Below are 23,140 nucleotides of genomic sequence, written 5' to 3' on the forward strand. Positions count from 1 at the left end.
TGACAACCGCGATGGAGGAAGAACTGTGCAGTCGAAGCGATCAGTCAAGGACATAGAGCAGATGGCGGCGGTGGAGACGGCCGCATTCCTGCGGAGGGCTTCCATTACCTATCTCGAGTGCTGCGTCAGCCTGATGATGACGCATCTGCAACGCGAGGAAGTGGCAACCATCCTGGAACAGGAAGCCGACATGCTGCGCAGGCTGGACTGATCAAGTCTTCAAGCGCTCGGTGAACCGCGAAAGCCTGATCTGGTAACGGTCAGCGGCCCGAATGGCCTTCACCCGATCATGGCCGTCTGCAGACTGTGCGGCTATCGTCCACAGGCCAAGCTGCAACGCGAGATAGCAGGGCTCCATGCGATCGACCAGGGAACGATCGACGGCACGCGACATTTCTGCCTCGATGCCTTTGATGAGCCGCGCAAGCTCCGCGTCGCAAAGCTCATATTCAACCCTCGCGCCTGCAATGTCCCACGCTATATCCTGACAGCCGACGATGTCGTGCGAGCGGCAGTGGTCAACGGCATCTGTCTTGAGCACGGTCCCGTCCTGGCGAACCAGAAACTCCCATGGATGAAGGCGCCCGTCGATCTCGATCCTCCCCAGCACGGGCTGTGGCGGGTAGCGGGCGAACCAACCCGCCAATGCTTGGGCCTGACCTTCCCCCAAATCTTCCCTGCAGTTTTGTACGGCCATGGCCACGAGCTTTTCCGGCGACGCGCCGGCCTCGTCGGTCGGCAGCTTGGCGGCGCGCCAGCCGAGATAGCGCCCGAGCCAGTCGATCAGCATATCTCTGGGCAGCCCTGCCCGGTCCAGCCTGCCGGCATCGATCCAGCGCTCGACCAGGAAACCGTGGCTGATACCGGCAGGCTGAGCGCCAAAGCCCGCTTCGTGGAGTGCCTTGGCCGTACGCAGCTTGCGCTGGCCGGCCTCGCCGAAACCTGCGAACTTGACCAGCCAACGCTCGCCGCCGGCTAAAGCCATGAATTTGCGCCGCTCGAATGCCGGGAATATCGGGGGCCAAGCGCTGGTCGGCACTGAAAGAACTTCGCGCCATGCGCCGCCTGAAATTTCATGAAGCTCGACATCGGCCCTGCCGAGCAAATGTCCTATCCAGTCCCGCAGCCCCGGGCTGACCGCGCCATCAAAGGCGTCTTCGAAATCCGCGACATGACTTTGGCACTGCGACAAGGCAGCGACAGTTTCGGCAGTAGCTTGCGCGCCCGGCCCGCCGCGGTGGCTCGGGAACAGATGAATGCGCTCATGGCCGATGCCGTGCCGGCGAAGCCAGGCAATGACAGCATGAAAGGAACTGCCGGAGAGGCCCGGACCTTCATCGACGATAGCAAATTTGGCCTGCGGTCTGTCGAGCCAAGAGCGTAGGAGTTCGGATGCGGCGCTTATGTGCCGGGAAAACGGATGGCCGATCGGTCGCAGGCTGATAGGCGGCGGCGCATGCAGGGCGGCGGCGACCATCGCCGCGAGGCCGAGACCGATGCTGCGGATGCCGATGACGCATGTGTTCGCATCGAGGCCCGACCCCAGCGCCGCAAGCAGATAGGTTTCCGGGTAGAGGGCGTACAGCGCATAGCCCTCAGCCGGTCCGGTGGTTATTGCGCTGCCGCAGTCGATGGCGGCAAGCTTTGCAAGCAGCGCCTCATCCAGCGCTCCGCTTCGAGCAAATTTTTGTTGCCAGGACCGCAGCACTTCCTGCGACAACTCGACGAGAATTTCCGACCCCAGCTTCTGCCTCGACGAACTGCTGTCGCGGCCTGTTATGTCGAATTCCGCATCGGCGAGGCCCTGGAGAAGTTCAGAGACGGTGACGAATAGATCGACCACAGCGGCGTGACGTTCGAGGCCGGCAGGCAGATCGCCAATAGCTCCAGCCGCGGCCAAGACAGCCTTCCGGAGCTGTTCTGCGCTATGCGTTCGCTTGTGGTCGCCGAAGACGATCATACGGCTCCTGCCTAGCTGTCTGGCCGCCAACGCGAAACGGCGCCTGTTTGATCCGCAATCAGGCTCACCAATTTTTCGCGGCGCGAAGGAACATTCGAGGCCGCTCCCGGTTCGGCGGCGAGGAACTTACCTCCAACTTAAACGAGGCAGTGGTTTCGTGACATCGAAGAAAGTTCGTATCGGCATTGTCGGCGTAGGCAACTGCGCATCATCCCTTGTGCAAGGTCTCTCCTACTATCGCCACGCCAATGGCAACGAGCCGATCCCCGGACTGATGCATGCCGATCTCGGGGGCTACCATGTCGATGACGTCGAGGTGGTCTGCGCCTTCGATGTTGCGAAAAACAAGGTTGGGCGCGATGTGGCGGAAGCGATCTACACCGCGCCCAACAACACCTTCCGTTTCGCCGACGTCGCTCCGATCGGGGTGCGCGTTGAGCGCGGCCCGACGCTGGACGGAATCGGCAAATATCTGCGCGATGAGATCGAAGAGTCGGGTGAACCGGTCGCGGACGTGAGCGCACGACTCAAGGAAAGCGGGACCGAGGTGCTCATATGCTACCTTCCGGTCGGCTCCGAAGAGGCTGCGCACTTCTATGCCGAATGCGCACTGGACGCCGGCTGCGCCTTCGTCAATTGCATTCCTGTGTTCATTGCTTCACGACCGGAATGGCGTCAGCGCTTCGAGGACCGCGGCCTTCCCTTGGTCGGCGACGACATCAAGAGCCAGGTCGGTGCAACCATCGTGCACCGGCTGCTCGCCAATCTCTTCCGCGAACGCGGCGTGCGCATCGACCGCACCTATCAGCTCAACTTCGGCGGCAACACCGACTTCCTCAACATGCTCGAGCGCGAGCGGCTGGAATCGAAGAAAATCTCGAAGACGCAGTCCGTCACCAGCCAGCTCGATGTCCCGCTTGAGGCCGGCAACATCCATGTCGGACCCAGCGACCACGTCCCGTGGCTGACCGATCGCAAATGGGCCTATATCCGGGTCGAGGGCACCACCTTCGGCGGGGTGCCGCTCAACGCCGAGCTCAAGCTGGAGGTTTGGGATTCGCCCAACTCGGCAGGCGTCGTCATCGACGCTGTCCGCTGCGCGAAACTCGCCCTCGACCGCGGCATCGCCGGCGCGCTCACCGGGCCTAGCAGCTACTTCATGAAGTCGCCGCCGGAGCAGTTCACCGACGCGGAGGCGCGCCTGCGCACGCTCGCCTTCATCGCCGGCAATGACGAGCCGATGCTGGACGCCGCCGAATGACCACCACGTTCTTTCTCATCCGCCATGCGGCGCACGATCACGTCGGCTCGTACCTGGCCGGGCGGCTCGAAGGCGTTCGCCTCGGCGAAGCCGGCCAGGCGCAGGCGCTGCAGCTCGCGCGGCGGATGGCGCGAGAGCCGCTCGCCGCGATCTTCAGCAGTCCGCGCGAGCGCACGCTCGAAACGGCGAAGCCGATCGCCATCGCTTGCGAGATTGAGAAGATCGCGATCTGCAAGGAACTCGACGAGATCGACTTCGGGGAGTGGTCCGGCAAGACCTTCGAAGAGCTGAACGGCGATGCAAGCTGGCGACTTTGGAACGACCAACGCCAGAGCGCCCGCACGCCAAGCGGCGAGACCATGCTGGATGTCCAGCACAGGATGATCGGCCTGATGGACGCATTGCGCGCGAATGGGCAGGGCCAGTGCATCGCGCTTGTCAGCCATGCCGATGTGATCAAGGCGGCTGTCTGCGCGATCCTTGGCCTGCAACTCGGCGATTGCTTTCGCTTCGATATCGCGCCGGCCTCCATCACAACGGTCGTCCACGGCGACTGGGGTTCCAAGCTGATTCGTTTGAATGAAATCGCCTGACGGGAGCGGTAACCGATGCGCATGGTTATTTTCGGTCTCGCCGTCACCTCCTCATGGGGCAACGGACATGCCACGCTCTGGCGCGGACTGATTGGCGCGCTGGCGCCGCTTGGCTGGTCGATCACCTTTTTCGAGCGCGACACACCCTACTATGCCGGCGCCAGGGACATCGACCGATTGAACGGCGGCGATGTCGTTCTCTACCCGGCCTGGGAGGATACCCGCCAAGCGGCCGAGACGGCGATACGGCAGGCCGACGTCGTCATCGTCACCTCCTATTGCCCAGACGCTATCGAGGCCTCGCGGCTCGCCAACGATACCTGTCGCGGGCTGAAAGTGTTCTATGACCTCGATACACCGGTGACGCTGGCGAGCATCGAGCGAGGTGATCATCCAGCCTATTTCGAGCCGGACAGCTTGTCCGATTTCGACTTGATCCTGAGCTATACCGGGGGGCCGGCCATCGATGCGCTGAGGGCCATCCTGGGCGTGCGCCATGTGCTGCCGCTCTACGGCCATGTCGACCCAGACCGGCACCGGCCGGCGCAGCCAAGGTCCGAATTCGCCGGCGACCTGTCCTACCTCGGTACCTATGCCGAGGACCGGCAGAAAGCCGTGGAAACACTGCTCGTCGCTGCCGCCGCCCGGCTTCCGGACCGCCGTTTCATCATCGGCGGGGCGCAGTACCCGCAGGACTTCCCATGGAGCAGCAATATCTTTTTCGTCAGGCATCTGCCGCCCGCCGATCACCCTGCCTTCTTTTCCTCCTCGCGCCTGACGCTGAACGTCACCCGCGAGTCGATGGCGCGAAAGGGCTGGTGCCCGTCAGGCCGTCTGTTCGAAGCAGCCGCCTGCGGCGCCGCGATCATCTCCGACAACTGGGCAGGCCTCGACAGCTTCTTCACGCCGGGCAGCGATATCCTTCTGGCGCACAGCACCGGCGATGTCGTTGCCGCGCTTGGCCTGTCCGACAATGAGATCGCGACGCTCGGCCGCCGCGCCAGGGAGCGCGTCCTCGACGAGCACACATCCGCGCATCGTGCCGCCGAACTCGACCGAATCCTGAACGACGCTTTCGCGTCCAAGGCGAGAGGGACAATGGAGGAAGTCGTCTGATGTTGGGCATCGTGCCTGCCGCCGGTCGCGGCAGCCGCATTCAGCCGCTGGGCTTTTCCAAGGAGCTGCTGCCGGTCGGCAGCCGGCTCGACGGGCAGACCGAGCGCCCATGCGCGGTGAGCGAATATCTGGTGCGGCGGATGGTGCGCAACGGCGTCGACCGCATCTGCTTCATCATCGGTTCCGGCAAGTCGGACATCCTTGAATATTACGCCGCCGGCTATGGCGATGCCGCAGCAATCTTCGTGGCGCAGCCGTCTCCGGTTGGACTATGCGACGCTATCTTCCGCGCCGCGCCGCTCGTAACGCCGGAAGAAACGGTCTTGATAGGCCTGCCCGACACGATCTGGTTTCCTGAAGACGGCTTCTGCCATCTGGCCGACGACCGGCTGTCCTTCCTGATGTTTCCGGTCGATCGCCCGGAACTGTTCGACGCCGTCGTGCTCGATGGCAACGGGCGGGTCGAGCAGATCCAGGTCAAGCAAGCGGACGCCGCGACAAACTGGGTCTGGGGCGCCTTCAAGATGCCAGGTCGTATCTTCCACCAGCTTGCTGCGCTTTGGCGCCAGCGCGACGGCATCGACGAGTATTTCGGCACTCTGGTCAACGCCTATCTCGCCGGCGGAGGCGAAGCCTACGGTGTCAAGGCCGGGACTGCCTATGTCGATGTCGGTACTTTCAACGGCTACCGCACGGCGCTCAGGCTGCTCGAAAGCAATGATGCCGTCGATGATCTGACCCTGACGATATTCGCATCACAGGATCGTTCGGCAGTGCCAACCGTTCCAGGCGAAGGAGCTTAGCCATGCTGCATTCCAGCACGGAAATACGTCGCCGCATCGACGCATTAGGGCCGTGGTTTCACAATATGGAACTGGCGGGCGTGGAGACCGCTCCCGATCATTTCCTTGGCAACTACCCGCTGATCAAATGGCGCAAATTCGCGGATGCCATTCCGACTGATCTCTCGGGCAAGTCGGTGCTCGACATCGGCTGCAACGCAGGCTTCTACTCGATCGAAATGAAGAAACGTGGGGCCGATCGCGTGCTCGGAATCGACTTCGACGAAGCATATCTCGCCCAGGCGCGCTTCGCCGCCGAGATCGCCGACTGCGACATCGAGTTCAGGGAACTGTCGGTCTACGACGTCGCATCGCTCGGCGAGCGCTTCGATATCGTGCTGTTCATGGGTGTGCTTTACCACCTGCGCCACCCGCTGCTGGCGCTCGACCTGATCCGCGCGCATGTCGCGAGCGACCTGATGATCTTCCAGTCGATGCAGCGCGGCAGCGGCAAGGTCCTGCCGCTTGAGCAGAACTACCATTTCTGGACACGCGACCTCTTCGATCAGCACGAATTTCCGAAACTGCACTTTATCGAGCATCGCTATGCGGACGATCCCACCAACTGGTGGATCCCGAATCGCGCCTGCACCGAAGCGATGCTGCGCAGCGCCGGCTTCGAGATCGTGCTTCACCCTGAAGACGAGGTCTATTTCTGCCGCGCGGCCGGCAAGCCGGCGGACGGCGCCGCCGTCTATCCAGCGAAAGGAGAGGCCGATGATTGAAGCTGCCATGATCTGGAACGAACCGAACAACAAATCGCATTGGGATCCCGAGCTCGATCCGGACTGGAGCCGTTTCGCCGCAATGGCAACCCTGGCAGCCGATGCGATCGATCGGGAGAATCCGACCCTCACAAAGGTGCTGGGCGGCATTTCGCCGATCGATGCCGGCTTCATGACGCGCATGAAGGATTTCGGCGTGCTCGACCATGTCGACGCTGTCGCGGTGCATGGCTTCCCGCTCGATTGGAACCTTTGGCAGATTCATGAATGGCCGCAGAAGCTTGGCGAGATTGCCGCTGTCACCGATCTGCCGATCTGGGTCAGCGAAGTCGGCGTCTCGACCTTCGGCGCCGAGGAGATCCAGCTCTGGGGCCTGCGCCGCGCCGCCGAGCTGCTGCTCGATATCGCGCCGCGGGTGCAGTGGTACAGCCTCTATGATCTGCCGCGTTCGTGGGAGGCGACAACGCGCCATCGGGAAGCGGAAGGTTCGTCTTATTACAGGCATTTCTACATGGGCCTGCTTCGCGAGGACGGCACGCCCAAGCCGGCGCTCGAGGAATTCGTGCGCCACACCCCGCAAATGGGCCTGGTCCAGTGGTTCCATTACGAGGACCATCGGCTGGACGACGCTGTGGCCTGGATGGAACGGCTGGGTGTCACCCATCTGCGCACCGGCCTGTCCTGGGCCGACAGTTTTCGGCCGAATGCGCTGGACTGGTTCGACCGCCAGATGGAAGCGCTCGCCGACTTCAACGTCACGGTCACCTTCTGCTTCACGCCGGAACATCGCGGGCTTCAGCCTCATCACACCAGCCCGCCCCAGATCCCCGAGGAATTCGCCGAGTTCTGCGCGGCGATGATCCGACGCTACGCTCCCGCGATTGGCGACGACATGGCAGAAATGCAACGTGTGTCGGCGGCATGGTGAGGCCCGGCTCGACCAGCGATGACACTGACAGTCCTCAACGTCGCCTACCCTCTCGCGCCCGTCGGGCCGGATGCGGTCGGCGGGGCCGAGCAGGTGCTGTCGGCGCTGGATCGGGCGCTCGTTGAGAAAGGCCACCGTTCGGTTGTCGTCGCCTGCCAAGGGTCAAGCACGGCCGGCGTCCTGGTGGAAACACCAGCCGAAACAGGCGTGCTCGACGAGGCGGCGAAGAAGCGTGCCCATCAAGCGCATCGTGATGCGATAGCAGCCGCTCGGGCGCGCTGGCCGATCGACGTCGTTCACCTCCACGGGATCGATTTCGACGCCTATCTGCCTGGCGATGGTCCTACCCTGGTGACACTGCACCTGCCACTCGGCTGGTACCCGCCCGAGGTGCTTGCGCCGTCGCGCGAGGACTTGTGGGTGCACGCGGTCTCGCAGGCGCAGCACAGGACGGCTCCGGCAGGGTCGAGACTGGCGAAGCCTATTCCAAACGGCGTTGACATCGCCGCACTGAACCAGCCTCGGTCGCGGCGCAATTTCGCGCTGGTGCTCAGCCGCATCTGTCCGGAGAAGGGCGTCCATCTCGCGATCGAGGCAGCCAAGCGCGCGAGCGTCTCCCTAGCAATCGCCGGCCAAGTCTATCCTTATGAGACCCATCTGCGCTATTTCGCCGATGAGGTCCGTCCTCGGCTCGATCGGCAGCGGCGTTTTCTTGGGCCACTCGGGTTTTGCGCCAAGCGGCGCTTGCTCAACGCCGCCCGCTGCCTGGTCATTCCCAGCCTTGCCCCAGAGACAAGCTCGCTTGTCGCGATGGAGGCGCTTGCCTGCGGCACGCCGGTCGTCGCGTTCCCGAACGGCGCCCTTCCCGATGTCGTCCAGCATGGCAGGACCGGATTCCTGGTCAATGACATCGAGGAAATGGCGAAGGCCATCGTCGCTTCCGGAGCCTTGGACCGCGAAGCATGCCGAGCCGAAGCGCGCAGCCGCTTCTCGCTTGAGCGCATGATCACATCCTACATGGATGCTTACGAAGCACTGGCGAAGCTTGGCACCCGTCGCGCCTTGCTGGGAACCGCCTGATGGGCGGTCTGCGCACTGAGATCATCCGTGATGCGAGAGCGTTCATGGACCTGGAGCCTCATTGGTGGCAGCTCTGGCGCCAGAGCATCTCGGCCACGCCGTTCCAGTCTCCCGCCTGGCTCATTCCCTGGTGGCAGACATTCGCCCCCGGCGACCTTGCGGCCATTGCAGTGTGGAGCGGAGGCGCCCTCGCCGGCTTGGCGCCGCTCTATGTCGAAAGGCATGATCGCGGTCAGCGCCTGCTTCCCATCGGGATTTCGCTGAGCGACTACCTCGATATCCTGTGCGTGCCGGAGCTGGAGGCGAAGGCTGGCGCCGCCATTGCCGACGCGGTGCTCTCGCTTAAATGGTCGCAGTGGATCCAGCCTGACCTCTCGGCCGATGCCCTATCGATGTGGCTCGAACTGCCGAATACCGAAGCAAGCCGAGCGATGGCGCACGCCGCCTGTCCCGTGCTCCTGCTCGACGGCGATCGAACTCTGGCCCGTTCGGTTCCGGCTAGACGAAGACGCCAGTTGCGCCGCGCCGAGCGAGCCGCCCGGCGTAGAGGCGCCGTTGTCGTCAGCCGCAACGAGTCCGATCCGCAGATGTTTCTCGACGAGCTGGTCCGACTGCATGGCGCACGCTGGGTCGGTCATGGTGGGGGCGTGCTGTCCGACATGGCTGTGGAATTTCACCGTAAGGCCCTGCCACGACTTGCCGATAGCGGTGTGGCACGATGCCTGACGATCCAGATCGGCGATGCCATCGTCGGCGCCTATTACGGATTTCATCATCGCAATCGAGCCTATGCTTATCTCGGCGGTTTCGATCCGGCCTATGCCGACGAAAGCCCCGGCGCGATTCTGATCGGCCATGCCATAGCGGGAGCCGCCCACGAAGGCGCGCGCGAGTTCGATTTCCTGCGCGGCCGGGAAAGCTACAAATACGGTTGGGGCGCAAAAGACCGCTGGACGGCGCAGAAGGTCTGGACCCGGAGCGCGCCACAGTGAATATGGCGAGGCAAACCGGCGCGATTGCCAGACGCCTGCTGCAGGATTGCATGGCCGACGGCCTCTCCGTCGACAACGCGCTGGCCAGATTGGCCGTCTATGTGGATAAGTCGACCAGCGCGGCGCAATTGGCGAATATCGCCCTGGACATGCGCCCGAGCCAAGCTTCCGAGCGATGCTGGCTGGAACACATGGCCACGAGACTTCGGGACAAGCCCTCGGCCTTCGACGACGTGCGTAGGACCGCTGCCTGCGTGTCTCATGACCGTACCAACGGCGAAACGGCCGCCATGACCATCGAGCGGCTGGCCGGCGCCTTCGATCGGGCGGCGGCTATCTCCCCGGCAGCCAGCGTGCAACTGTCGTCGCTTGGCGACGAGGACAGGCTTTCGGCCACGACCGGCGAGATTGCCTCGTGGTTGGAACGGCACGGCATGCTCGGCACCCGCAAGCACATACTGGACATCGGCTGCGGCATCGGACGCCTCGAACATGCGCTTGGCGCCATGGCGGGATCTATCGTCGGCATCGATATTTCGCCCAGAATGATCGCCATCGCGCGTCGGCGGTGCGCCGGCGTCGCCAACGTGGAATTCCGCCTGACCTCGGGCATGGATCTCGGCGACTTCGCCGATCAAAGCTTCGACGACGTGCTGGCTCTCGACAGTTTTCCTTACCTGGTGCTTGCCGGTGTTGCCGAGCGGCATTTCGGCGAGATCGCGCGTGTGCTGCGGCCAGGAGGAATGGCGGCAGTCCTCAACTACTCCTATCGGACATCGGACATCGATTCCCGCGATATCAAACGTCTTGCCCGTGCATATCGCATGGAAGTCTTGGTTGACGGCGAAATGCCTTTCGGCAGTTGGGACGGCACGGCCTTCCTTATTCGCCGTGACGGCGGAACATAACGCGCGAGCGGCAGTTTGGTCGCCGGACAGTTTCACGCAGGCAGACCAGGGAGAAGAACAATGGCGTCCGGCGGTAAGAAGCATATGGGCCGCGGCAGCCAGGGCAAGAGCTCCGGAACCGGAGCGAAGACAACGCTCGCAAAGGACATGGTCGGCGAGAACGACATCCTGTCGAATCGGGACAAGAAGCAGCATACCGAGCAACGCGGTCTGGACGGCAACCGGGTCAAATCCGATCAGTACCAGGACCACGCAGCGAACCGTCTCCCGAAGGATTGAGCGCATGCTCGCGGATCGCCTCTTGCCACGAAACCCGAAGACAGCGATCCGGAAACCCCACAGCTTGCGGCGAACGCCTTGCAAAGGACGGTCGAGTATGACTCAGTGAGTTCTGAAGGGGCCCTCTATTGTTAAGAGAATGCAATGTCTCGCAGGAGCCAGCGCGATCTGTGCGCCCAGGCAATCCAGAGCTTGGACCAGGAGATCGCATCCCTGTTGATCGCCATCGAGCGGGAGAAGGTCCCTGACCGGCTGACCAGGCTTGCACTCGAACTGCAGAACGCGCTGATCGAAAAGCGCAAAGGCGATATGACGGCTGAGCGCGGCTGAAGACGTCGCCGGCAAGGATGCTGCACCGTTTCACGCCGAAACGCCCTATCTCTTTGTTTTTACGCAATTCCGGACGGAAAACCGCTCATACTCTCGGCGCTGCTCTAGCGTCTTGCGGCTTCGGTATCCCAATGGTCGTCCGAAAATTGACGTCGTCGCTCGATCAGCGCCCGCGGCGAGCTTTCCCCGAGGAACTCAAGAACACCGGCACGAGCACGATTGAGACGGCTTTTGACGGTGCCGACCGCGCAACCGCATATCTCAGCAGTTTCTTCGTAGCTTACGCCCAGCACACCGATCAGCACCAGAACCTCACGCTGATGGGACGGCAGTTTCTGGATGGCTTGATGCACTTCCTTGCTTTGGACGGACCAATCCTGCGACGGCTCCGAAATCGGCCGGCTGGAGGCGCAGTCAAGCAGCCCAGGAGCCTCCCTGGCCGCGGCTTTGATGCGCGTGTAATGCGTGTTGCGCATTATCGTGAAGAGCCAGGACTTCAGGCGCGTGCCCGGCTCGAACTTGTCCAGGTTGGCAAGTCCCTTGGCCAGTGTCTCCTGCACGAGATCGTCGGCATCGTCGGGCGCCCGACAGAACGTTCGCGCAAAAGCCCGCAAGGCAGGAATAAGATCGACGACGGAGATCTCACCGCCGTCAGGGTTCGACAAATTATGCTCTCTAGATGACAATTTTCCGGACCCAGCAAACAGGAGTGGATGAGATGCAGACTAGGGAAAATGCCTGAGAAAAAGGAACGTTCCTGTTTCCATCGTTCGGCCGAAACTTTTGGCCAAGGGGCTCCATCGATGGAGCGGCAACATTTCAATGGGTCGCTTCGATCCTCGGTTCCTCGACATACCAAGGCATGGAAATGATCGCGATGTCCGATCCGCCGAACTCGAGCAGTTTGGCGTGCAGTCGGCGGGCGCGATGGGTATGCAGGATGTACTGCCACCAATTGGGCGGCACGACCTCGGGAAGCAGCACCGCAACGGTGCGGCCATCGAACTCCTCTCGCAGCACCCCGATCTCCTTCAGCAATGGCTCGTACATCAGCCGGTAGTCGGCATTCAGGAGAACGAGGCGGGGCGGGCGCAGGCCAGCCGCCTTCGCCGGCGCTTCCACATCCTTCGACCACCTCCCACGAATTGCGCGCTCTTCCTCGCTCTCTCCACCCGACAGACGCGCCACATGGACGGCAATGACATCTTTCGATACCTGAAAGGCAAAGGAGAGCGCCTTGTCCGCCATCCTGTTCCATCGCTGAGTCACGACGAGAACGACAGGCGGCTGAGTGTTGCCGAGATTGAGCTTTCCGGGCTCGCGCAAACCGGCCTCAAGATGGTCGTAATAGCGCCGCACCAGCCGCAGGAGCAGGATAACCAGAGGAATAACGATCACCGTTATCCAGGCTCCCTCCCTGAATTTGGCGATGACGATCACGGCGAGCGCCACGGCGGTGATGGCGCCGCCGAGCGCATTGATCGCCAGATGCATGCGATCGCCAGCGCGCTTCGGGCCCCTCTCCATCCGCAACGCCCTCACCCAATGCAGCACCATGCCGGTCTGCGACAGCGTGAAGGTCAGAAAGGCGCCGATGGCGAAGAGCGGGATCAGATGGTCGGTGATGCCGCCAAACACCACCAGCAGCAGCCCCGTGGTCAGTCCGAGGTAGAGTATGCCGACAGAGAAAACCAGCCGGCGGCCGACCATTGCGAAGGGCCTGGGAAGATACCCGTCTTCAGCCACCATGCGGCAAAGGCGGGGAAAGTCGACGAAGCTGGTGTTGGCCGAAAGCGCCAGCACGCAGAGCAGGCTGCCGATGGCGACGTAATAGAAAATACCGTCGCCAACCACGGCATGCGCAAGCTGCGAAAGAACGCTTTGATAGCCGTCCTTCTCCTGGTCCATCGCGCCGATGCGATAGCGTGCCGACAGGAAGGCGATACCGCCGAGCAAGAGCCCCAGGATCAGGCAGATCGCCGCCAATGTGCGGCGGCCGTGCCTGACGGGCGGATCCTTGAAGGCGGTCATGCCGTTGCTGACCGCCTCGACACCGGTCATCGCCGTGCAGCCGCTGGCGAAGGCGTGCATCAAGAGCAGCAGGCTCACGCTCCCGGTCTGCTGGGGTAGCGGCGGCGGCGGAATCGCCGGCGACGGCTGACCGCCCGATAGGCTCGTCTTCCAGACACCTATCGCAAGGATCGCCAGAAAGCTCGCCACAAAGAGATAGGTGGGCAACGCAAACAGCCGCCCGGCATCCAGCGTGCCGCGCAGGTTGACGATCGTCACCAGAAGCAGGATGCCAAGGCAAAGCCACAGCGTGTAGGAGTGCAGCGAGGGTAGCGCCGAAACCAGCGCGCCGACGCCTGCGGAGATGCCGACGGCAACGTTGAGCACGTAGTCGACCATCAGCGCAGAAGCGGCGAGCAGGCTGGCATTGCGGCCAAGGTTTTCGCGCGAAACGATGTAGGCGCCGCCATTGCTGGGATAGGCCGCAATGGTCTGGCGGTAAGAAAGATAAAGGACGGCGAGCAGGCCGACTATGGCGCCCATGATCGGGCCGATATAGCCGAGGCCGGCCGCGCCGAGCGGGATCAGGATGGTGAGTGCCGCTTCCGGACCATAGGCCGAGGAACCCAGCCCATCGAGGCCCATGGCCGGCACGCCTTCGAAAACGCCGATCTTGCGCTGCGACCATTCCTGATTGGCCAGCCGGCGGCCAAGAATCCATCCAAGTATCGACATGTCACGATCCCGAGAAACGTCTCCCGAAGAGTGCGGAGGGAAGAATGTTCCTCGACGACCGAGCGCGCGACTGGAGGCGCTTGGCACTTCGGTGGAGAAACCGAGTATCGGCTCGCCTCAACGATTCCCTCGCGACCGAAATAGTCCAAGCCGCCTTCACGCGCAAAATGACTCGTGACCGAAGCGATCCTCAGAAATATTTCGTTGTATTTTTTTGGCTTTGTTGCAACGGATCGGCAGTCAACAACCTGGAAACGAAGCGGAATTTCTTGCGCTTGGATTCCGCCTCTGGGCGCGGCCCAGAACGCGCAGGCCAAGCTCGACGCGGCAAACGCCCAACTGGCCGCCGACCAGAGCAAGCTCACCGGCCTCACTCAGCAGCTCGCCGACCTCAACGCGATCGCCACGACTGGCTTCACGCCCGAACAGCAGGCGGCTCTCGATGCGCAGATCGCCCACGTTCAGGCGCAGATTGATGCCCAGAACACCGCAATCACAGCCGACAACCAGTCGGCCACCGATGCCCCAGGCCGCATCTGGAAGCGCACCGCCTCCCACCGATGCATCTTTGGACGCCGCCCTTGCCGGCATGGCCAACAAGGCGGTCGACGCGGACGTGACGGCTGCGGCGAAGGCCATGCTGGCGAGCAAGATCGGCGCGCAGGCCGCTGCCACGGCGACGACGACGGCCACGACCCCATAAGGGTCCCGCCATAACAAGAAGATGAAGCCGTTATCATGGAAGACGATCCATCCCGTGGCGAAGGACTATGTCTCCTCAATGGCAGCGATGTTCAGCGTCGCCAATGCCGATATGAAGGCCTGTGTACAGTCCCTCATCGACGAAGGTGACCTCACTCCGTGGCATTCGCGCCCAAAGTGGGAAGGACGCCTCGGCGTGCACAAAGGGAAGGCCCTCGGATCGAGCGTGTCGCTGCATGAGCTCACTCTCGCAAACCTCATGCTCTCGATCACGGGCGCGGTTGCGAATTCGAATGGTCAGAAGGTCTTCAAAACCTTGAAGAACAAGGAACTCCATTGTTCCGAGGCCGAGATGAAGGCTCATCTTGCCAGCCTCTGCGCGGAGCATAAGGGGAAATGCGCTATCACCGGTCTTACGATGCATCTGCATGGGCAGGACGATTGCGATAGCGATATGCTCGTCTCTCCGGACCGGATTGACAGCTACGGCCACTATTCGATCGGCAATGTTCAGCTGGTCTGCCGTTTCGTGAATTTCTGGAAGATGGCCCAGGATAATAACCGCTTTGCTGAACTCCTGGACCGTGTGGTGGCCTACCGGCACGCAGATACGTTGTAGCCAGACCACAGATCGTGCATTCCGTTGCTGCGTCGTCCGGCGGGGCATCAATATCTTTCCGCCAATCTTGTCGAAGGCGACAGCATCGCCGTTCATGACCCCGATCATCGGCTGCCACACGATCAGTCGTGCTGATCGTGATACCACCTGTCGTTAAGGGCGCAGCGACCCGCTCAAAACGCTTGGTCCTCAACTATATCCTCTCGCCCTCCCCGTTAGCCAACCCGGCTGGAATATCGCCGGCCAGCAGCTTCTCTTTCGACAGCAGCCCTGCGTCCTCGAGCGCCTCGAAATCCGGCAGCTGGCGCAGCGTGTCGAGCCCGAACTGCGACAGAAACGTTTTGGTCGTTACATAGGTGTAGGGCGCGCCCGGCTGCGGGCTGCGCGGCCCTGCGGCGATCAGCTGCTGCGCGCGCAGCACGCCGATCAGGTCGCGCGACACCTCCTTGCCGAAGAAGGAAGACAGCTCGCCACGGGTGATCGGCTGGAAATAGGCGATGCACATCAAGACAAGCGCCTCCGCCTGCGATAATTCTTTCGCCTCCTGCCCGGCTGAGCCGAATGCACTGCGGATAACATCTCCAAAGGCTTTTTTCGTGCGGTGCTGCCAGCCGCCGGCGACAGACACCAGCTCATAAGGGCGGCCGGAGAGCTCGGCGCGGATGTCGTCGATGACCAAGTCGAGATTGCAGCTTCTGCCTACCACGCGCCAGCACCTCGCGCGGCACCGGTTCGCTGGCGGCAAAGATCACCACTTCGACGCGGCCCATCCACTCGCGCCAGCGCAGTTCCGGCGGCAGGTGCTCGAGCTCAGTGTCCAGCAGTGCCGGTTGCTCGTTAGGCTTGCGGCGAACGGAGGCTTGGCTCATCGCTACAGCCCAAACAGCCGGAGGTCGAACAGCCGGCGCGTCGCGAAACGCGACAGGTTTTTCGTGGTCAGCGAGCCGGAGACGGCGTCTTCGTTGAGCAGCAAAAAGATCACGTCGCCAGCGCCCTTGGCGCGCAACTTTGACGCCACCGCCAGGAGTTTCTCGGTCCGGCGTGACAGCTCGGCGGCCAGCCGGCAGGCCTCGGCCGACCGCCTGAACCAAAGCAGCGCAGACCGCCCGTTCAAAGCCTTTTTCGCCAGGCCGGATGCGCTTGCCGCCAGCCTCGCCGCGAAACGCCGGACCAAAGGCTTGCGCCATCAGGAGTGGCAGCGGCCGTGGCCAGCGCAGCGTTTGCGCCAGCACCAGATCGGCCAGCCACCAGGCTAACAGCTCCGCATCGGGGCGCACGGCGACGACGCGAGCTGCGATCGCAGCGGCGGCGAACGGCGCTGGCCGCGGCGCCTCCAACGGATCTCCGATGTCCTTGGAAAGGTCGGCGAGCGCCACATTATCCAAATGAATCCCGAGCTGGTCGAAGACCTTTTCAAGCCGGTCGGGGGTAGCGGCGGGCGGCTGCGCGGCCAGTTGCCGCCAGGCGCCAAAGACGGTGCCGGCGGGACCGGGATCCGCGCCAACCGGTCGAAGATACCAGGCATCACGCAAGGCGGCTTCATCCTCGGCACGGTCGGCAAGTCGCATGCTGGCGGCAGCGCAGCGAAGCGCCAGTCGCTGGCGCCAGGCGCCGGCCCAGGCAGGCTGCGCCCGGGCAAGCGTGTCGAGCGCGCCCAGGGCGGCGCCGGCCTGGAAGGCGGCGTCGACGTCATGGAGCGCGCCGCCGGCGAGCGCCCAGGGCGGGACGGTCGGCGGCGCGACGTGACTAGCGGTCGCGGGGTCAAGGCGAATCATGATTTCGAGGTAAAATGCCGGTGCGCTTTATGCCATCAATTTCGCGCTAAAACGCACAGCCCGTCGTCGGCACAAGACGAATGATAATCTTGCAATATCAATCCTTTAACTGGAAGGCTGAAAGCCATCGGACCCAAGCTTCCGACAGCGCACAGCCTGTCAGGAAAGAGCCCATTCGTCATCGGCAGCGGTGATCATGCCCTGCCCCAATCGTCTATGAAGATCAAGCCACGATGGGTCGGTCACGAAGCTTGTCAAACTGCCACATGCCTCGGCGAGCGGAGTAGCGCCAAGGCGCTCCACAACAACGTCGGCGCCGCCGGTCGGACTGGTCAAAAACCGCTTGCAGGGATCATCGGCGCACTCAATTACCCGGTGTCCCCAAGCGCCCGAAACGTCGTCAGTCGCGAGAGCTTGCCGAAGATCGGAAGCGATGCCCGCAGCCCCGAGTGCCCTGTGAACCACATGGCGCATCAATGGGTAGAAGACTGGCTGGTGGCTGCCTCCGAGGACCCGCACCCTGGGCAGAATAGAGACGACCAACATAGCCGTCAGAAAATTTGGAATGAGGGTACGATCTGCCAACCGCGGCACGATGTCAGAGGCCGTGAAGCGGGCGACCTTCCTACCGTTCGAAGGATCGATCAAATCTCCCGCAGCAAGTCGCAGCGGGAGACGCTTGCCACTATGATAGAACCAGAAGAAATCAGTGGACCGCGTCAACCACCCACTCCAGGGGCCGGCGGCCAGCCGGTCGAGTTGCGCGAGGATGTTTGGAGCGAGCGTCGGCTCTTCAAGCAGGCACGTCCGAAGCCAGGAACCTGCGTCTGACAGATGATCCGCCACCAGGTCGGAAATGTCCTCGTCGTCGATCTGCAGAAATGCGAAACGGCTTCCGAAGAGCTTTGGCCAAAGCACCTGATTAGCAGCCTTGATGGCATGCGCTGGCCGCTGAAATTCAATGCTCGGCAGGAGATCGCGCAGCTGCGCCGCTTCGGCTTGCGCGCCTGGCTCGACAGGCACCAGCTCAAATCGGTAGGATCCGGGTCCACTCAAAAGATTGTAACCGACCAACTGGCTTCTGCTGAGGCCGAAGATGTTGACAGGCTTGCCGTCAACGGCGAGCCAACCGGGTCCTTTACGCGATCTTTCAACGAGACTTACCGTTGAAACTGCATAGGACACATAGGTCGAGCAGCCGTGCGCGCCGAGGCCGAGTATGCTGAAGATGTGCGTGTAATAGGCTTCCGGCTCGACGAGCAGAAGCAGATGTGGCCCTGTCTGCAACACGCGTCGCCGTTCCAGGTCACGGCAGATGTCCGCGGCAGCATCGGCGCTGAGCCCACATCGCAGCGCCGCTTTCCTGATGACGCCCAACAACTTGTCGAGGGCCTTCCTTCGGACCTCGGGGATGAACCCCGACGCTGGCGCCTCAAACAGGCGAAAGGCGTAGTCGCGTACCGGCCGGGAGCGAAACGGCCTCATCCAGGGATAGAGAGCCTCCACCGTCTCGAGGACAGCCCATTTCGCATCCACCTCTTCTGTTACTTTATCCACCTCACGACCCGCCCTCTCCTCCAGTTGCCAATACAGGCCCTCGCCCATGGCAGCATCGCATCAATGCTGATCGCATCATAGCGTCCGACACCAAAGCATGCTTTGCGGCTGCGTTCCGATTTTCAAATCCTTGCTGCCAACGGATATGGTCGGGCTAGATCCTGCATCTGCGCCGGAATTCCATGGGTGAAACGCCGAACGCTTGCCGGAATGCATTGGTGAAGTGGCTTGAGCTCCCGAAGCCGCACTCAAGCGCGATCTCGGTTGCCGACAGGTTGGTCGATCGCAACATGCCGGACGACTTCTCCAGGCGTCGTTGAGCGATGAACGCATGCGGCGTCTTGCCTGTCGACTGCTTGAACGCCCTGCAGAAATGAAACCGGCTGACGCCAAGCTCCCTTGCCAAGGCGGCGAGCGTCAGGTTTTCGCCCGACAGCGATCCCATCATCTCCATCGTATGCTTGAGGTCGAATGAAGACAGACCGCCTTTCAGGGGTTCTTGATAGGCGCCATTCAACCTGACCATCTGCACAAGCAGCTGCTTGGCCTGGCTCTCCACCATCGCCGCGCTGATCGGATCAGGTTGCTTGAGCTCGATCGCGATCCTCTGCAACGCCATTTCGACGAGACCGTCGCGAAATCCGATCGAAGGCGACAAAGCCGTCTGGCGGTATCGCGCCGCTTCTCCGAACATTTCTTGCGCGAACTCCTGTTCAATCGAGACCAGCAGGAAGGATGCTGTCTCGTCGCCCTCGTCCCAACCGGTCCAGTCATTGCCCGCGGGCATAAAGACGACCGAGCCGGGATGGCGCGGCGAAAAGGAGATGCGGCGTCCGTTGACAAAGTTCTCGCCGTTGCGCGCCGTGCCGTGCAAATTCAACAGGAAAACGTGTCCCGGGCAAAAGATCTTTGTCTCCTGGCGCTTGAGGCCGGTCCTCTTGACCATGTCCACCCGCACCTGTCCCCAGCTTCCACACTGATGAGCAAGCGTGCGGTGCTGCGAAGGCCGCATTTCCTTTGGATCAAAGCCAAGCCACACACGACTCAAAGCGGTTCCCGTACTTCCGTCTCGCCAGTTCTGCTGTTCTGCCTAACCTTCGATTGCCAGACAAATCACAGATAACTCAGGGTTGGTAGAAGATGTGACTTTATCGAAAAAATCGCAACCAATGGAAAGCCGCCAGTAGCCAGCCTCCCTACGACTTGCCTCAGTCAATGCCAATCCGGCCGAATATTAGACTATTCTTAAAATCTGTCGGTACCGCGCATTGGCATCTCACCGGGTCGATAAGGTGTAGAGGCATACTGCGATGCGTGGACTCGACGACTTTCTGGCTGAATGCGACCACGCCCCACGCATCAATGAACTTTCCGGCTTCTTTGCCGCGACAGCTGCAGGCAAGAATGGGGTTCCTCTGCGCAAACCAGTCGCAGACAATCGCCTGCTGCCGCAAGACGAACTTCTGCGCAACCTGGTCAGCCTGCACGCGGCGCGCCAAGGCTTTTTCGACCGGCACTATCACGGCAGCATTCCTTACAGATTGGAGGAAGAGTGCCGGATGGCCTGTGCGGTCATGAAATACGCTCGCAACCGCAACCGACCGCTCTCTCTGTACACCCTAGGAACGGCGGAAGGCACGATGGCAAGGACGCTCTCCGAACTGTCCGAGGGCCAGATACGATCCTTGTCGTGCAGCCCGAACCCCGAGAATTACCAATGTTTCATGGCCTATGGCGAGCCGGCGCACGCCGACTTCTTCATTGGCCCCTTTCATAGGCTGACCAAGGACGTTCTCGCCTCCACTCCGCGGCTGGCAGATTTCAGCATCGGCTTCGACGTGATCCTGGAGGACACCACGTTTCAAATGTACTCACCGAACAGGCCGGGACAGATCGAGTTCGTGAGCCAGCACCTGAAGCAAGACGGGATCTTCGTCTTCGTCGAGAAGTTCCGGGCGGCCGAGGAGACGGACTACAGGCTCCGTGAGTACCAGAAGGACTTTGGCTTCAAAGCGCGCTATTTTCCTCCCGACGAGATCGAGAAGAAAAAGGCCGCCGTTTTGAACACCATGTTCGGCAATGAGGTGACATTGGCGGCAATGGCTGAGGCCATACACCAACATTTCAGCCACTGCGTGCTGACCTGGAACAGCGGAAATTTCTACAGCCTTACGGCAAGCAACAGCGAGGAAAACCTGAACCGGTACGTTTCGCAGATGGGCAACCCCGCCATTCCACACGAATATGTTTACGAAACCAGCCTGCAGGGCGGCTCAGCGGCTTGACTTCTCCGCATTGCCGGGCCGGCTGTTCCGAGGACCCGTCCACGAGGCGTCTCAGCCTTGAAACAGGCCAGCAACACTTTGCGCCGTCTGGACCATGTGTTCGCAGCTGTCGACCATGGCAGCCTCAGGCAGGCGGCAAGAGCCCTCAGGGTGCGGGAATCCTGCGTCAGCCGCAATATCGTCGCCATGGAGCAGGCGCTGGACATGCAGCTGTTCGATCGCGACGTGCATGGCGTGCGGCTGACGGAAGAGGGACGCGCGTGGACGCAGCTCGTGCGGGTTCATTACGAGGGCCTGAATGATGCACTGGCCGGCGGTAGCCGCAGCGATCAGGACGCCACGACCATCAGGATAGGAATGTGCTGCCAGTTAGGGCGCGCATTCGTTGCACGTCTCGTCAAACGGTTCCACCATCTGCACCCGGATGTGGGCGTCGCCATCGAAGATGTTGCACAAGAGCATTGCCTGGCTGCAATACGGCGCCGGCGCCTCGACATCGTCTTTACGCATTGGCTTGAGAACGCTGCTTCATGCCGAAGCGAAACCTTCGCGCAGGAACGCCTGTTCGTTCTCCTCCCCCGCGGCCATCCGCTCGCGGACAGGCCCGCTCTAGGATGGCAAGATCTCGCAGGCGCAAGTCTCCTGGTTCCGGCCGCATCGCAGCTGGAGGTGCATGTGCTGAAGCATTTCGCTACCAATTATGCGCCCGCTGTTCAGTTATGCCGAGCCAGCGAAGCGACGATCATCCTCAAGGTCCAGCTCGGGCTCGGCGTTGCCCTGGCGGGCGAAGGCTTCGCCAGAACAGTCGCCATAGACGCGGTCGTGTGGAGACCGATCGAGGACCACGACAGCAGCTGCTCCATACAGGCGATGTGGCTGGAATCCAACCCCAAGCGCGCGCTCCTGCGGCTCGTGGGAACGGCTCGGAACATAGCGTCGGCCAAACCGCTCGAGTTTGGTATCGGGCAGCGTAGAGCCCGCGGCTCAGGCTAGCCGAAAGTCGGCCAATGCCATGACCCGCGACTGAGCGCGGGGCACTCACCTGCTCGCCGACCGCCTTGCGCTGGCGAAACCGCGATCGGTGGCTATGAACCGCTCCAGCATTGCAACGATGAGGCGCGGCGGCTCGGGGGGCCCTTGCCCCGACTCGCGACCGAGGATCTCGGCATAAGTGGTGAGGTCGCGATGCAGAGCGGCCGGGAGTTCCAACGTGACCTTGACCGGTTTGTCGTCGGCGATCGGCCCGAGTCTGAGCTTCGCCATTTCAATCTCCGTACGGTTCGAGAACCAGATCGCGCGTGACGATGACACGCACCGGGAAACCCGGCCGAATGGTGAGCGTCGGCGCGACGTTGAGCTGCCGCTGCACGATCTGTTGGCCGGTTTGGCTGATGCTGTCGGATGCGCCCTGGCGCAGGGCGCGCACGATGTCGCTCTCCTCACCCGATGTGCCCGCCTGCGCGCCGAGGCTCAGGATCGTGGAGAGCGTGGCAGCCTTGAACAGTTCGCCCCAATGGTAGTCCACGCCATCCTCCAGGCCAGCATAGCCTTCGGCGTCGGCGCCCGGTTCACGTTCCAGAACGATTGAGCGGCCGTCAGGAAAGATGAGCCTGGTCCAGACCAGCAGAACGCGTCGCTGGCCGAAGCTGACACCATTGTCGTACTGGCCTATGAGCCGCGTCCCTTGCGGGACAAGGAGTATCCGTCCGGTGGGGCTGTCATAGACATTCTCCGTCACCTGGGCGGTGATCTGGCCCGGCAGGTCGGAGCGGATGCCCGCAATGAGGGCGGCCGCGATCACGGCACCAGCCTGAAGGATGTTTTTCGACGCCGGCAATTCCACCCGACCTGGCGAGACTGTGCGCTTGTCGGGCGGCTGATCGAGGAAGGCGCGTTGCCGGTCCTGCGCCGCAGGCGTGGCGGGCTGGGGCGCGAGACCAAGGCTGGTGAGATCGGGCTCGGGCTTGGCGTCGGAGGTCTGGGCCACAACCGGGCCGCTCGCGGGCCGCGTTTGGGTGGCTGCAAAGAGGCGCGCAGTTCTTGCGGCCTCCAGCTCCTGCTGCCGTCGCTGCTCTTCCGGGTCAGGACCGAAGCCTTCCGGTGACGGAACGGGGCCGGCATTTCGCGCGTTGAGAATCGGACGACCGAGATCGCCGGGAAGCGGCGGACCAAGCTTGGGAACGCCCGCGTAGTCCTTTGGCAGGGTAGAGAGCCCGTCGGGGGTCTGGCGATTGTCTGTGGAATAAAGCTTCTGGCCCTGGTCCTGCTGCCGGTTCTGAAGCGCGTAGATCAGCGCCCCGCCGACAGCCAGGCCGGCGCCCAACCCCAACCCGGCCAGCACCTTGCGGGACAGGCGCGTCACGCGCGGCGGCTCGGCGCGCAGCCGCATGGCCGCGGCTGGCTCGTGCGTCAATGGCCGCGCGTCATCCCGGCCTGGCGTCTC

Annotated in this window: 24 protein-coding genes and 2 pseudogenes; 16 read left to right on the plus strand and 10 right to left on the minus strand. The window is 62.4% G+C overall.

The features are described from left to right. The first annotated feature begins 25 nt into the window (after positions 1 to 25). Positions 26 to 211 carry a hypothetical protein gene (locus FJ957_RS17410; protein ID WP_140833359.1) on the plus strand — a complete coding sequence of 62 codons (186 nt, stop codon included), beginning with the start codon at positions 26 to 28 and terminating at the stop codon, positions 209 to 211. Here the strand turns inward: FJ957_RS17410 and FJ957_RS17415 are convergent, their stop codons facing one another. Continuing rightward, on the minus strand, positions 212 to 1,960 hold the full coding sequence (locus tag FJ957_RS17415; RefSeq protein ID WP_140833361.1) for a hypothetical protein: 1,749 nt from the start codon (positions 1,958 to 1,960) through the stop codon (positions 212 to 214). A gap of 157 nt (positions 1,961 to 2,117) precedes the next feature. Here FJ957_RS17415 and FJ957_RS17420 point away from each other — a divergent pair, with 157 nt between their 5' ends. From FJ957_RS17420 to FJ957_RS17470, 11 genes are all read left to right on the plus strand, one after another. Beyond that, positions 2,118 to 3,221 carry an inositol-3-phosphate synthase gene (locus FJ957_RS17420; protein WP_140833363.1) on the plus strand — a complete coding sequence of 368 codons (1,104 nt, stop codon included), beginning with the start codon at positions 2,118 to 2,120 and terminating at the stop codon, positions 3,219 to 3,221. Next, on the plus strand, positions 3,218 to 3,814 hold the full coding sequence (locus FJ957_RS17425; RefSeq protein WP_140833365.1) for a histidine phosphatase family protein: 597 nt from the start codon (positions 3,218 to 3,220) through the stop codon (positions 3,812 to 3,814). The genes FJ957_RS17420 and FJ957_RS17425 overlap by 4 nt, the downstream gene beginning before the upstream one ends. A gap of 15 nt (positions 3,815 to 3,829) precedes the next feature. Then, a complete protein-coding gene (locus tag FJ957_RS17430) occupies positions 3,830 to 4,930 on the plus strand; it encodes a glycosyltransferase (protein ID WP_140833367.1) in 1,101 nt (366 codons plus the stop codon). Then, on the plus strand, positions 4,930 to 5,733 hold the full coding sequence (locus FJ957_RS17435) for a sugar phosphate nucleotidyltransferase (protein ID WP_140833369.1): 804 nt from the start codon (positions 4,930 to 4,932) through the stop codon (positions 5,731 to 5,733). Before FJ957_RS17430 ends, FJ957_RS17435 begins: the two co-directional genes overlap by 1 nt. Before the next feature lie 2 nt (positions 5,734 to 5,735). Beyond that, positions 5,736 to 6,497 carry a TIGR04290 family methyltransferase gene (locus tag FJ957_RS17440; protein WP_140833371.1) on the plus strand — a complete coding sequence of 254 codons (762 nt, stop codon included), beginning with the start codon at positions 5,736 to 5,738 and terminating at the stop codon, positions 6,495 to 6,497. Further along, positions 6,490 to 7,425 (plus strand): beta-xylosidase, encoded by a 936-nt coding sequence (locus FJ957_RS17445; protein WP_140833373.1) that lies wholly within the window; start codon positions 6,490 to 6,492, stop codon positions 7,423 to 7,425. Before FJ957_RS17440 ends, FJ957_RS17445 begins: the two co-directional genes overlap by 8 nt. A gap of 18 nt (positions 7,426 to 7,443) precedes the next feature. Continuing rightward, a complete protein-coding gene (locus FJ957_RS17450) occupies positions 7,444 to 8,505 on the plus strand; it encodes a glycosyltransferase (RefSeq protein ID WP_140833375.1) in 1,062 nt (353 codons plus the stop codon). Beyond that, on the plus strand, positions 8,505 to 9,497 hold the full coding sequence (locus tag FJ957_RS17455) for a GNAT family N-acetyltransferase (RefSeq protein WP_140833377.1): 993 nt from the start codon (positions 8,505 to 8,507) through the stop codon (positions 9,495 to 9,497). The genes FJ957_RS17450 and FJ957_RS17455 overlap by 1 nt, the downstream gene beginning before the upstream one ends. Before the next feature lie 50 nt (positions 9,498 to 9,547). Next, positions 9,548 to 10,405: a class I SAM-dependent methyltransferase gene (locus tag FJ957_RS17460; RefSeq protein ID WP_246674306.1), complete on the plus strand. Its 858-nt coding sequence runs from the start codon at positions 9,548 to 9,550 to the stop codon at positions 10,403 to 10,405. A 60-nt stretch (positions 10,406 to 10,465) separates the two neighbouring features. Then, positions 10,466 to 10,684, plus strand: a complete 219-nt coding sequence (locus FJ957_RS17465) for a hypothetical protein (RefSeq protein ID WP_140833379.1) — start codon at positions 10,466 to 10,468, stop codon at positions 10,682 to 10,684. Positions 10,685 to 10,828: 144 nt separating this feature from the next. After that, positions 10,829 to 11,014 (plus strand): hypothetical protein, encoded by a 186-nt coding sequence (locus FJ957_RS17470; protein WP_140833381.1) that lies wholly within the window; start codon positions 10,829 to 10,831, stop codon positions 11,012 to 11,014. A gap of 104 nt (positions 11,015 to 11,118) precedes the next feature. Here the strand turns inward: FJ957_RS17470 and FJ957_RS17475 are convergent, their stop codons facing one another. Both FJ957_RS17475 and FJ957_RS17480 read right to left on the minus strand, forming a co-directional pair. After that, on the minus strand, positions 11,119 to 11,679 hold the full coding sequence (locus tag FJ957_RS17475; protein ID WP_140833383.1) for a sigma-70 family RNA polymerase sigma factor: 561 nt from the start codon (positions 11,677 to 11,679) through the stop codon (positions 11,119 to 11,121). Between the two features lie 154 nt (positions 11,680 to 11,833). After that, positions 11,834 to 13,759 carry an APC family permease gene (locus FJ957_RS17480; protein ID WP_140833385.1) on the minus strand — a complete coding sequence of 642 codons (1,926 nt, stop codon included), beginning with the start codon at positions 13,757 to 13,759 and terminating at the stop codon, positions 11,834 to 11,836. 174 nt (positions 13,760 to 13,933) lie between these two features. On the opposite strand from FJ957_RS17480, the gene FJ957_RS17485 reads away from it, so the two are divergent. Then, positions 13,934 to 14,476 carry a hypothetical protein gene (locus FJ957_RS17485; protein ID WP_140833387.1) on the plus strand — a complete coding sequence of 181 codons (543 nt, stop codon included), beginning with the start codon at positions 13,934 to 13,936 and terminating at the stop codon, positions 14,474 to 14,476. Between the two features lie 40 nt (positions 14,477 to 14,516). After that, positions 14,517 to 15,080, plus strand: a complete 564-nt coding sequence (locus FJ957_RS17490; RefSeq protein ID WP_140833389.1) for a hypothetical protein — start codon at positions 14,517 to 14,519, stop codon at positions 15,078 to 15,080. Positions 15,081 to 15,273: 193 nt separating this feature from the next. Here FJ957_RS17490 and FJ957_RS17495 read toward each other — a convergent pair. The 5 genes and pseudogenes from FJ957_RS17495 to FJ957_RS17510 all read right to left on the minus strand — a co-directional run bounded on the left by FJ957_RS17495 (position 15,274) and on the right by FJ957_RS17510 (position 19,358). Next, positions 15,274 to 15,949 (minus strand): annotated as a pseudogene (locus FJ957_RS17495) (SMC-Scp complex subunit ScpB). A 2-nt stretch (positions 15,950 to 15,951) separates the two neighbouring features. Next, positions 15,952 to 16,254 (minus strand): DUF1403 family protein, encoded by a 303-nt coding sequence (locus FJ957_RS32285; protein ID WP_348642561.1) that lies wholly within the window; start codon positions 16,252 to 16,254, stop codon positions 15,952 to 15,954. Next, positions 16,211 to 16,855 (minus strand): annotated as a pseudogene (locus FJ957_RS17500) (DUF1403 family protein); the annotation flags it as partial. The gene FJ957_RS32285 and the pseudogene FJ957_RS17500, both read right to left, overlap by 44 nt. Positions 16,856 to 17,014: 159 nt before the next feature. Continuing rightward, the gene (locus FJ957_RS17505; RefSeq protein WP_140833391.1) at positions 17,015 to 18,460 is read right to left on the minus strand and encodes a hypothetical protein; all 1,446 of its coding nucleotides are present in this window, start codon (positions 18,458 to 18,460) and stop codon (positions 17,015 to 17,017) included. A 106-nt stretch (positions 18,461 to 18,566) separates the two neighbouring features. After that, a complete protein-coding gene (locus FJ957_RS17510; protein WP_246685866.1) occupies positions 18,567 to 19,358 on the minus strand; it encodes an AraC family transcriptional regulator in 792 nt (263 codons plus the stop codon). 364 nt (positions 19,359 to 19,722) lie between these two features. On the opposite strand from FJ957_RS17510, the gene FJ957_RS17515 reads away from it, so the two are divergent. Beyond that, positions 19,723 to 20,697 carry a class I SAM-dependent methyltransferase gene (locus tag FJ957_RS17515; protein WP_140833397.1) on the plus strand — a complete coding sequence of 325 codons (975 nt, stop codon included), beginning with the start codon at positions 19,723 to 19,725 and terminating at the stop codon, positions 20,695 to 20,697. Positions 20,698 to 20,754: 57 nt separating this feature from the next. After that, positions 20,755 to 21,690 (plus strand): LysR family transcriptional regulator, encoded by a 936-nt coding sequence (locus tag FJ957_RS17520; protein WP_140833399.1) that lies wholly within the window; start codon positions 20,755 to 20,757, stop codon positions 21,688 to 21,690. Positions 21,691 to 21,735: 45 nt separating this feature from the next. Here the strand turns inward: FJ957_RS17520 and FJ957_RS17525 are convergent, their stop codons facing one another. Both FJ957_RS17525 and FJ957_RS17530 read right to left on the minus strand, forming a co-directional pair. Next, positions 21,736 to 21,960, minus strand: a complete 225-nt coding sequence (locus tag FJ957_RS17525; RefSeq protein WP_140833401.1) for a DUF2274 domain-containing protein — start codon at positions 21,958 to 21,960, stop codon at positions 21,736 to 21,738. Between the two features lies 1 nt (position 21,961). After that, positions 21,962 to 23,110 carry a TrbI/VirB10 family protein gene (locus FJ957_RS17530; protein WP_246685877.1) on the minus strand — a complete coding sequence of 383 codons (1,149 nt, stop codon included), beginning with the start codon at positions 23,108 to 23,110 and terminating at the stop codon, positions 21,962 to 21,964. Positions 23,111 to 23,140: the final 30 nt, after the last annotated feature.

The organism is Mesorhizobium sp. B2-4-6 (genome assembly GCF_006442775.1).
Lineage (GTDB): Bacteria > Pseudomonadota > Alphaproteobacteria > Rhizobiales > Rhizobiaceae > Mesorhizobium.

What these genes read in the sequence shown, in the direction of transcription:
- FJ957_RS17510 (WP_246685866.1), bottom strand. Translation starts at nt 19,358, where the DNA reads ATGGTCAAGAGGACCGGCCTCAAGCGCCAGGAGACAAAGATCTTTTGC.
- FJ957_RS17525 (WP_140833401.1), bottom strand. Translation starts at nt 21,960, where the DNA reads ATGGCGAAGCTCAGACTCGGGCCGATCGCCGACGACAAACCGGTCAAG.
- FJ957_RS17425 (WP_140833365.1), top strand. Translation starts at nt 3,218, where the DNA reads ATGACCACCACGTTCTTTCTCATCCGCCATGCGGCGCACGATCACGTC.
- FJ957_RS17505 (WP_140833391.1), bottom strand. Translation starts at nt 18,460, where the DNA reads ATGGGCGAGGGCCTGTATTGGCAACTGGAGGAGAGGGCGGGTCGTGAG.
- FJ957_RS17480 (WP_140833385.1), bottom strand. Translation starts at nt 13,759, where the DNA reads ATGTCGATACTTGGATGGATTCTTGGCCGCCGGCTGGCCAATCAGGAA.
- FJ957_RS17430 (WP_140833367.1), top strand. Translation starts at nt 3,830, where the DNA reads ATGCGCATGGTTATTTTCGGTCTCGCCGTCACCTCCTCATGGGGCAAC.
- FJ957_RS17460 (WP_246674306.1), top strand. Translation starts at nt 9,548, where the DNA reads ATGGCCGACGGCCTCTCCGTCGACAACGCGCTGGCCAGATTGGCCGTC.
- FJ957_RS17515 (WP_140833397.1), top strand. Translation starts at nt 19,723, where the DNA reads ATGCGTGGACTCGACGACTTTCTGGCTGAATGCGACCACGCCCCACGC.
- FJ957_RS17450 (WP_140833375.1), top strand. Translation starts at nt 7,444, where the DNA reads ATGACACTGACAGTCCTCAACGTCGCCTACCCTCTCGCGCCCGTCGGG.
- FJ957_RS17440 (WP_140833371.1), top strand. Translation starts at nt 5,736, where the DNA reads ATGCTGCATTCCAGCACGGAAATACGTCGCCGCATCGACGCATTAGGG.
- FJ957_RS17470 (WP_140833381.1), top strand. Translation starts at nt 10,829, where the DNA reads ATGTCTCGCAGGAGCCAGCGCGATCTGTGCGCCCAGGCAATCCAGAGC.
- FJ957_RS17445 (WP_140833373.1), top strand. Translation starts at nt 6,490, where the DNA reads ATGATTGAAGCTGCCATGATCTGGAACGAACCGAACAACAAATCGCAT.
- FJ957_RS17465 (WP_140833379.1), top strand. Translation starts at nt 10,466, where the DNA reads ATGGCGTCCGGCGGTAAGAAGCATATGGGCCGCGGCAGCCAGGGCAAG.
- FJ957_RS17435 (WP_140833369.1), top strand. Translation starts at nt 4,930, where the DNA reads ATGTTGGGCATCGTGCCTGCCGCCGGTCGCGGCAGCCGCATTCAGCCG.
- FJ957_RS17455 (WP_140833377.1), top strand. Translation starts at nt 8,505, where the DNA reads ATGGGCGGTCTGCGCACTGAGATCATCCGTGATGCGAGAGCGTTCATG.
- FJ957_RS17415 (WP_140833361.1), bottom strand. Translation starts at nt 1,960, where the DNA reads ATGATCGTCTTCGGCGACCACAAGCGAACGCATAGCGCAGAACAGCTC.